Genomic DNA, 8,848 nt, shown 5'->3' with positions numbered 1-8,848 from the left:
CTTTCATTGAGCACCTGCATCGATCCGTTTGTCTGGGTGAGTGCAGCATCGACAAGGCGGCTAGCCACCAGGACTTTTCCAATTTGCTTGGGGTCGGGGTGGTACAGAATTCGGCGCTGGCTATCGACCAGAAACACATAAGCGCCGTCCTTGCGCACGTTCAGGTCCATTAGCGCTTGAATAGTGTTTTTTTGCTCGAGTCGCAGGGTTCCGCCTATGAGGCCGAGGTATTGACCGTTGCGGTTGAAAACAGGGTGTGAAACGAACACCACCAGATGACCCGCCAATGAGTGGAAGGCATCGCTGATCATAGGTTCCCGCTTCGATAGAGGTGACCTGTTTTGAAGCAACTGACCATCCAGGTGCATGCTGTCCGGAGCAGACGCGATCACTTTTCCTTCGGCATCGGAGACGAGTACTGAGTTGAAACTGTGGTCCTGGCCCAAGAGGCGACGCGCCTCATTTGTTAAAGCAGGTTGGTCTGAGAAGGTGTCTCCAACCGAGGTCGCTGCGTAACGCAGGCGATCAAGACTGGAGCTTAAGACGCCCTCTAAACTATCGGCGACCCGGGCGGCGTAGGCTTCGTTGGTTTGAAGCGCGTTTTCAATCAGTTCAGCTTTATGAGTCGTGTGCATGACCCAGAATGTGTTAGCTAACGTCGAGAAAGCAGCGATGAGCGCAAAAGCCAGAAGGAGGATGCGCAGGTTGAGCGTTGGTCGCGGCCGAGTAGGCATTGGGTGTGTCCGGATGCTGAAGGCATGCGGTTTGGTGAAGCGGCGTTTGCCATGGGGCTGAACACGCTTTCCTTGCGCCTGGTGGCGTATCCGGTGTGGCCGATGCATCAAACCACGGATGGTTTCGGCCTGATGGTCTCACATTTCTCCATTGGCCACCATCATGATATCACTGAGGGTGTACGGAGTACTCCCTGAGTCCCTGCCTCGGCAAAGCCCGCGGCTGTCTACGGTTGACCTCCATTCAGCACGGCGCCAGGTCTGATCTTCCAGGCGGTACAGGGGCGTTCGACGGGACGCGCACGAAAATACAGTACTTACCACCCTCCATCGCTTCAAAGGCCAACAGCTTTTCCACGAGCGCGGCGCTCAAAACCTTGCCGGCGTTAAGCAGCAACATGCCGTTGTCGGCGTTCAGGTTGCGCGCAAGCACCATTCCCGGCGCCAGGTCACGTGTGGTACACACCTGGACTTCAGGGTCCACCAGGGTGAGATCGCTGTGGAACGACGCGCAAACCTGGACGAAATCCTCAAGTAGCGCCGGGTCATACAACCGGCCGGCGTACTTGCGCAGGTAGAGCAAGGCCTCATCGCTGTTCATCTGCCGTTCAAGAATCAAACCCCGTTGCAGCTCAACGAAGTCCACGGCCAGCTTGAGCAAGCGAGCGCCGAACGGGATAGCTTCACCCTTGAGCCGGTCGGGGAAACCGCTGCCGTCCCAGTGTTCCTGGTGATGCAGGATCAGGCGCGCCGCATCCTTCATGGGCTCAAGGGTCATCAGCAGCGCTTCACTTTGGCGTGGGTAGTCGCGATAGCGGTCGCGGTCGGTGTGCATCAGCTGGTCCGAAGGGGCAACGATCATGCTATCGGGCCAACTCAATTTGCCTATGTTGTACAGCGCCGCAGCCATGGCCAGATCGCGGCTTATCGCCTCGTCCAAGGCGTGGGTCCTGCAGTAGCAACGCACCAGTTCGATGATCTGTCGATTGGTCTGCTTGGCTGGAGGCAGCCGCAGATTGGCCAACATCGAGAACACCTCAGTCCCGGTTACATAGCTGTGTTTCAGCTCTTCGTAGGCCAGATCGAGCATGTCAGCGGTCTGCTGCAGCTCCGCGGTACGGGCTGCAACGCGTTTCTCCAGGTCGTTATTGAGCAGCTTCAACTGGGCGTTCTGCCGGCGCGTCAGCAGCTCCAGGCGTTGGCGCTCGCGTTCGGAATGCTGGTGCTCCAGGGCCTGGCGCAAGGTCAGCAACATTTCCTCGTCATTCCAAGGCTTGCTGATGTAACGGTGGATCTGACCGTCATTGACGGCCTTGATGATTGCGCTCGGGTCGGCATAGCCGGTCAGCAAGATCCTGACAGTCGACGGGTGATGCTGATTGATCTGCGCCAACAAGGTGGCGCCGTCCATCCCTGGCATGCGCGCATCGCTCATCACCAGGTCTACCGGGCCCTCGGCCATCTGCGCCAGTGCCTGCTCGCCGCTGGTCGCCAGCTTCACGTCATAGGGTTGGCCACGCAATAGCCGACGCAGACTGTTAAGGATCGACTCCTCGTCGTCGACCAGCAACACGGTCGGCCGATAGGGTGGGTTCTGGGTCGGTTGCACTTCCATGGCAGGCCTCACGCGGTCGATCGAGGGAGGCACTCGCGTTCAACGAGCGCTTAGGTCAAAGGCTAGATCATTTTTTCCGCGACAGGTGACGGGCAAGGTGTAGCGGGTGGCAGGCAAATTGTCTGGAAGGCATCTAATCTGATGGCATGGCGCCACCCTTCTGTATATTCGTCAGCCTAGGGAAAAGGATTATCCCGGATGTTTGCGCACACGACCCGTCATTATCGTTCCGCTCCTTACCCGCAGCGCTTGCGACGTTGCCTGAGTCTGTGGGTGCTACTGGTTCTGAGTGTGGACAGTGGGGCCGAGCTTCTGGACGAGCCGCTCAAGCCACTGCCTCCGATACCCACTCTGGCACCGGCGCGTGTCGAGCTGGGCCGCCAGTTGTTCAACGATCCGCGGTTGTCGCTCAACGGCACACTGTCCTGTGCCAGCTGTCACCGTCTGGACAAGTACGGGGCCGATGACCGGGCGTTCTCCGTGGGTGCAGATGGCCAGCCGCTTGCGCTCAATACGCCAACGGTACTCAATGCCAGCCTTAATTTCCGACAGTTCTGGAATGGACGGGTCGAGTCACTCGAGGAGCAAGGGGATGCCGTGATCGCCAGCGCTCACGAGATGGGCGGAGACTGGCGCGTGATCGAGCAGCGCATCGGCGCAGACGTGCATTACCGTCAGGGGTTCAAGGATGCCTACCCGGATGCGGTGACAAAGGACAATATCCTCAGCGCGTTGGCCGATTACGAAAGGACGCTTCTTACCCCTGGCGCACGCTTCGATCGTTACCTGCAGGGCGATACCGAGGCGCTTACCCTGGAGGAAAAATACGGCTATCAGCGCTTCAAGGACTATGGCTGCATCGCCTGCCACCAAGGGGTGAATATTGGGGGCAACATGTTCCAGAAATTTGGCGTGTTCGGCGACTACATCGCGGATCGCGGCAGCCCCACCGAGGCGGACCAGGGCCGCTTCAACGTGACCGGAGAGGAGGCCGACCGGGGAGTGTTCAAAGTGCCGAGCCTGCGCAACGTGGCGATGACCGCGCCTTATTTCCACGATGGCTCGGCGCCTACGCTGGAGCGTGCGATCGACGTTATGTTCCAGTATCAGCTTGGACGGATCCCGACCGATGAGGACCGCAGGCTCATCCTGCTGTTCCTCAAAACCCTTACTGCTGAAAAGGCGGGTCAGCCATGAGGGTGATTTCCCGGCGCACAAGCTTGATTCTGATCAGTGGGTTGGTCCTTGTACTGGCGTCGATGCTGCTGTACCTGTACCTGAATTCCGGGTCAGAGCAGACCCAGACCTACAATGAATCCCGAGACCTCATTCGTCAGCTCAAGCAACAGGATGCTGTATGGGAAAACGAGGTGCTCAAGGCCCGAGTCGCTGTCTCCCATAACTACGATCCACTCGTGAGCCCCCTCAAGGAGATGCAGCGGCTGTGGGCACGATTCGACAGCCGGGAAGCCGAACAAGGGCGCGTTGACTCAGGCCAGTGGCGCGATGCCTATGATGGTTTTCTCTCTGCGTTTGGGGAAAAGGCTCGGCTGGTGGAGCAATTCAAGTCGCACAATGCCTTGCTGCGAAATTCGTTGGCATTTCTACCCACAGCAGAAGACGGCATTCAGGCCCAAATCAACACTATGCTGGTCCCGGATCGGCAGGAGGTACGTGTATTCGTCAGTGACACTTATGACCTGCTCCTAAGTGCCCTGGAGTTCGCGCAGGTTACCTCTGTGGAAAGGGCTGCCGAGATAGAAGTGGGGTTAGGTAACTTGGCTGTTAACGCGCAGAACCTGCCCAATGAGTTCCACACGCCCCTCAATCTGTTGAGCAATCACGTGGCGTTGATCCTGCGCGAGCAACCTGTTGTCAACCGCCTGCTCGAACAGATCGAGGCGATCCCGGTTGCCGAACGCCTGGATACGATCACCAGCCTCTTGGACAGAGATCAACAGCAGGTCGAAAAGATCAGCCGTAAAAACCATCTCTACACGTTATGGCTGTCAGGCTTGCTGATGTTTTCGGTCATTTGCCTGGCTGCGCTGCTGTTGCGCAGCTTCGCCGAGGTGAGAAGGGTCAACAACGCGTTGCAAAGTGCCAATGACATCCTGGAACAGCGGGTCGAGGATCGCACCCAGGAACTCAGGAGCGCTCAGAGCGAATTGCTCAACGCAGCGCGCCAAGCGGGCATGGCGGAGATCGCTACCAATGTGTTGCACAACGTGGGCAACGTGCTCAACAGCGTGAATACATCCTCTGATCTCATCGCTCGAACTTTGCGCAGCAGCAAAACCCAGGGTTTGGGCAAGGCCATGCAGCTGTTTCGCGAACATGCCACTGACATCGGTCGGTTTCTCGACGAGGATCCCAGAGGTCGCTTGCTGCCCGGCTACCTCCACCAGCTGACCGAGGCGATCGTCAATGAGCAGAAGGAGATGGTGACCGAGCTGGAACGGATGAACAAGAGCATCGACCACATCAAGGAAGTGGTGGCCACCCAGCAGTCCTACGCCGGAGCTAAAAATGTGCCAGTGCCGCTTTCGATCAACGACCTGGTCGAGGATGCGCTGCGCATGAACGCAGGCGCGTTGATCCGGCATCAGGTGAGCGTAGTGCGCGACTTCGCAGATATGCCTCTGGTGATGGGCGACCGGCATCGGCTGTTGCTGATTCTGATCAACCTTATCAGCAACGCCAAGTACGCTATGTCCGGCCCCGGCAGTGAACCGCGGACGATGATCCTCAGGACACGCATCGTTGAGGGGGGCTTGCTGGAAATGAGCGTGTTGGACGAAGGCGAAGGCATCGCGCCCGAAAACCTGCAGAAGATCTTTGCCCACGGCTTCACCACGCGCAAAGACGGGCATGGCTTCGGCTTGCACAGCTGCGCCTTGGCTGCGATCGAGATGAATGGTCACCTGACCGCACACAGCGACGGCCCTGGCCGGGGTGCTGTCTTTACCCTGAGGATCCCGCTGATCGCGGTGACGGAGCCTGCATGACTGACATGACCAATCGCCGGATCCTGCTGATTGATGACATGCCGACAATCCACGAGGATTTTCGCAAGATCCTTGCTCCGGCCAAAGCGCAGAACACTGCGCTGGACGAGATGGAAGGGTTGTTGTTTGGCGAGCAGATCAAGAACGAACGACCGGTGTTCGAACTCGATTCAGCCTATGGCGGTGAGGAAGGGCTCGGCCTGCTCAAGCATGCGCTGCAGGCCGGCAAGCCCTACGCGTTGGCCTTCGTCGACATGCGAATGCCAGGTGGGTGGGACGGCGCTCAAACCATTGAGCACCTGTGGGAAGAGGACCCGCTGTTGCAGGTAGTCGTCTGCACCGCCTACTCGGACTATTCCTGGGATGAGTTGCTCGACCGGCTGCAGGCCCACGATCGCCTGCTGATTCTGAAAAAACCGTTCGACAACATCGAGGTCCAGCAAATGGCCAGCACCTTGCTGACCAAGTGGGAAATGACTCAACGAGCCTCGCTGAAAATGCACCAGCTCGAACAGCGGGTAGAGCGGCGTACCCAGCAACTGACCCTAGCCAGCGAGGCGCTGCAGCAGGAGATCGAGGAGCGCAAGCAGCTGGAAAGCCAGCTGGTGCAATCGGAGAAGCTCGCCTCGTTGGGGCAGATGGCCGCCGGCGTGGCGCACGAGATCAACAATCCGATCGGTTTCGTGTCCTCCAACCTGGGCACTCTGGGAGGGTACTTTGAGCAACTGTTAGCGATGCTCGACGCCTATCGCCGGGCCGAGCTGATGCTCGGCACAAGCGAAATCACCGGGGCGTTGCAAAGGCTTCGCGAGCAGACTGAGCTGGAATTTCTCATGGAAGACATCCCGATCCTCATCAAGGAGTCCAAGGACGGAATCGGTCGAGTGGCGCATATCGTCAAGGACCTCAAGGACTTCTCGCGCGTTGACAACGCTCAGCAATGGCAATTAGCCGATTTGGAGCAGGGCATTGACTCCACGCTTAACATCGTCGCGAGCGAGCTGAAACATAAAGCCGACGTGGTAAAACGGTACCAGCCGTTACCCCCTGTCGAATGCCTGCCGTCGCAGATCAACCAAGTGATAATGAACCTGGTGCTCAATGCCGCCCAAGCCATGGGCCCCGAGCGCGGCACCATCACGTTGGGCACTGTTCATCAAGACGCCTGGGTGTGCATCGAGGTTGCGGATACAGGCGCGGGGATAGCACCAGAGAACATCAAGAAAATCTTCGATCCTTTTTTCACCACCAAGCCTGTCGGCCAAGGAACCGGGCTGGGCCTGTCGCTTTCCTACGGCATTGTAAAAAAGCACGGTGGGGAAATATCCGTATCAAGCCAGGTCGGAGTGGGAACAACGTTTCGTGTACAACTGCCGGTGAAGCAGAGCGCAACGCTGTGATAGCGCATGCAGGGGTGGGTATACCACAACCCAAAAAGGGCAGGGGGTGCGTACCCTGGCGATCCCGCCAACAGGTCAACGCTTTGCGGTGGCGAATAGCCGATAGCGTGAGAAGGGGGTGCCGTCGATGTCCACCTCTGCGTCAAGGCAGAACCCCAGGCGAAGAATACCTTTGATTCGAGTTCTGGTTGATGGAAGCAAAAGGGTAATCGACGCGAGCCCCATCTCCTGGAAAGCGCGCCGTACGATCTCATCGAAAATCACTCTGCCAAGCCCCCAGTAGTCTGGATGAAGCACCAAGGCAAGATCAGCGTCACCGTCTTCCTGCTGCAGGCCACCCCAGCCGGCGAACTGACCGTCAACGAAAAAGGCCCAGGGACCATAGCCATTCAGTGTCCATTGGGCCTCTTTTTGGGCAACCCACGCCTTGCATTTGCGTTCGTCAAAGTCGGGACGACCCAAGGGCATCTGGCGTAAGACATCGGGGTTGTTGTTGAGCGCGATGATGTCAGCGATGGCGGCATCGCTGAGACGTCGGAAATACAGCTGCATGATGTGCCTTGTCGAACGCCTTTAAACCTGTCTTATAGCGGCTGCCGTTCCGCGTTTCAATGACCCGTTGCACAACGTGGATTGGTCTGGCGACTAAGCACTCAGCGCCCGTTTCAACACTTCATAAATTTTGGCATCACCCGATTGGGCAACGTTGAAACGGAGGAAGTCACCCGCAGCCATCGACTGGCTGAATGCATTACCGGGCGCCAGCACTACACCTTCATTCAAGCAAGTCCGAGCCAGCGTTGCTGCATCCTTGCCTTGAGGGAGTTGGCACCAGACGTACATGCCGGACTGGGGCGTTATCCAGGGCTTGATACCAATGGCCCGAAGCCTCGCTACCGTTCTGTCCATAGCCTCGGCCAGCCGGAGGCGAACACTTTCCATGTGTTTTCGGTACCCGCTATCGGTAATCGCCAGATGGATGATGTCCGCGGCCAGGCGGCCACCCCCGAATGTGGTCGCAATCTTGAGATCGACCAGGCTCTCGATCCAGTCACTGCGAGTTGCGATGTAGCCGCATCGAATCGAAGCGGAGATGGTCTTGGAAAAGCTGCCTATCTGGATGACACGAGAGAGGCCATCGAAGGCAGACAGCCGTGGCGCTGGCGCATTCTCGAAATCCCCGAAGATATCGTCCTCTACAATCACCAGGCTGGAGTTGTCGGCCAGCTTTAGCAACCTGTGCGCCGTGACTGGAGACAGGCTGGCGCCGGTCGGGTTGTGGATGCCTGAGTTGGTTATGTACAACCGGGGAGAATGCGTTAGCAGGGCAGCGCCGAAAGCATCGATGTCCGGGCCCGTCGCGGTGTAGGGAACGCCTACGATGTTCACCCTGTGCGCTTTGAGCAATGCGTGAAAATTGAAATAGCAGGGGTCGTCGACCAGCACACTGTCCCCCGGCTCCAGCAGAAAACGGCAGATCAGGTCGATGGCGTGGGTGCCGGACTCCGTGAGCATGATCTGTTCAAGCGGGGCTTCGATCCCGATGCCTGTCAGCTTCCGTGATAGAAATTGCCTGAGCGGCAGATGCCCAAGTGGTGAGGCGTACTCAGTCAGTTTCAACGTGTCGGAACGGGCAACGGTTCGAAGCGCTTTGCGCACGCCGGCTTCGAACATCCAGGAGCCAGGTAGCCACCCGCACCCCGGTTTCAACGCATCGCTAGCGGTATCAAGAGACTGGCGCGAGATCCACAGCGGGTTCACTTCACGATCAAGCCTTGGGCCGAGTTCGGTGAGCACCAAGGGCGCCACTGGCCCGGCTACGTAAAAGCCGGAGCCAGGGCGAGAATTGAGTACACCCTCTGCCATCAACCTTTCATAGGCCTCAAGCACCGTAGAAACCGACACCTGCATGGTCTGAGCCATCGCGCGGACCGAGGGAATTCTCGCCCCGGGTGTGTAGGTTCGTGAGGCTATCCGCGACTGGATCTCACCCATGACAGTTCGAATTCGCGTTCCGTTCCGTTTCATCACACCCTCAACTGTGCTGGATACATATGCCTAACAGTTCGGTTTAAGTGTATTGGATTGTAC

Annotated in this window: 7 protein-coding genes; 3 read left to right on the top strand and 4 right to left on the bottom strand. The window is 58.0% G+C overall.

The window, feature by feature from the left end; genetic code table 11:
- Window positions 1-734: cache domain-containing protein (locus LVS58_RS13080; RefSeq protein ID WP_233691447.1), on the bottom strand; the 734-nt coding region annotated here is incomplete at its 3' end.
- Window positions 735-978: 244 nt separating this feature from the next.
- Window positions 979-2,349, bottom strand: coding sequence for an HD domain-containing phosphohydrolase (locus tag LVS58_RS13075; protein WP_233691446.1), 1,371 nt, complete (start codon window positions 2,347-2,349; stop codon window positions 979-981).
- 198 nt (window positions 2,350-2,547) lie between these two features.
- Between LVS58_RS13075 and LVS58_RS13070 the strand changes: the two genes are divergently transcribed.
- The 3 genes from LVS58_RS13070 to LVS58_RS13060 are packed head-to-tail and all read left to right on the top strand — an operon-like array spanning window position 2,548 to window position 6,757.
- A complete protein-coding gene (locus tag LVS58_RS13070; RefSeq protein ID WP_233691445.1) occupies window positions 2,548-3,546 on the top strand; it encodes a cytochrome-c peroxidase in 999 nt (332 codons plus the stop codon).
- On the top strand, window positions 3,543-5,357 hold the full coding sequence (locus LVS58_RS13065) for a DAHL domain-containing protein (RefSeq protein WP_233691444.1): 1,815 nt from the start codon (window positions 3,543-3,545) through the stop codon (window positions 5,355-5,357). The genes LVS58_RS13070 and LVS58_RS13065 overlap by 4 nt, the downstream gene beginning before the upstream one ends.
- Window positions 5,354-6,757 (top strand): ATP-binding protein, encoded by a 1,404-nt coding sequence (locus LVS58_RS13060; RefSeq protein WP_233691443.1) that lies wholly within the window; start codon window positions 5,354-5,356, stop codon window positions 6,755-6,757. The genes LVS58_RS13065 and LVS58_RS13060 overlap by 4 nt, the downstream gene beginning before the upstream one ends.
- Before the next feature lie 75 nt (window positions 6,758-6,832).
- Here LVS58_RS13060 and LVS58_RS13055 read toward each other — a convergent pair whose 3' ends face one another.
- Entirely contained in the window at window positions 6,833-7,309 is a 477-nt protein-coding gene (locus LVS58_RS13055; protein ID WP_233691442.1) for a GNAT family N-acetyltransferase, read from the bottom strand.
- A 93-nt stretch (window positions 7,310-7,402) separates the two neighbouring features.
- Complete coding sequence (locus tag LVS58_RS13050; RefSeq protein ID WP_233691441.1) at window positions 7,403-8,785, bottom strand: aminotransferase-like domain-containing protein; 1,383 nt, start codon at window positions 8,783-8,785, stop codon at window positions 7,403-7,405.
- Window positions 8,786-8,848: the final 63 nt, after the last annotated feature.

Origin of the sequence: Pseudomonas sp. JR33AA (assembly GCF_021378985.1) — a bacterium.
GTDB lineage: Bacteria > Pseudomonadota > Gammaproteobacteria > Pseudomonadales > Pseudomonadaceae > Aquipseudomonas > Aquipseudomonas alloputida.
This window is presented reverse-complemented; position numbering and strand designations above follow the sequence as displayed.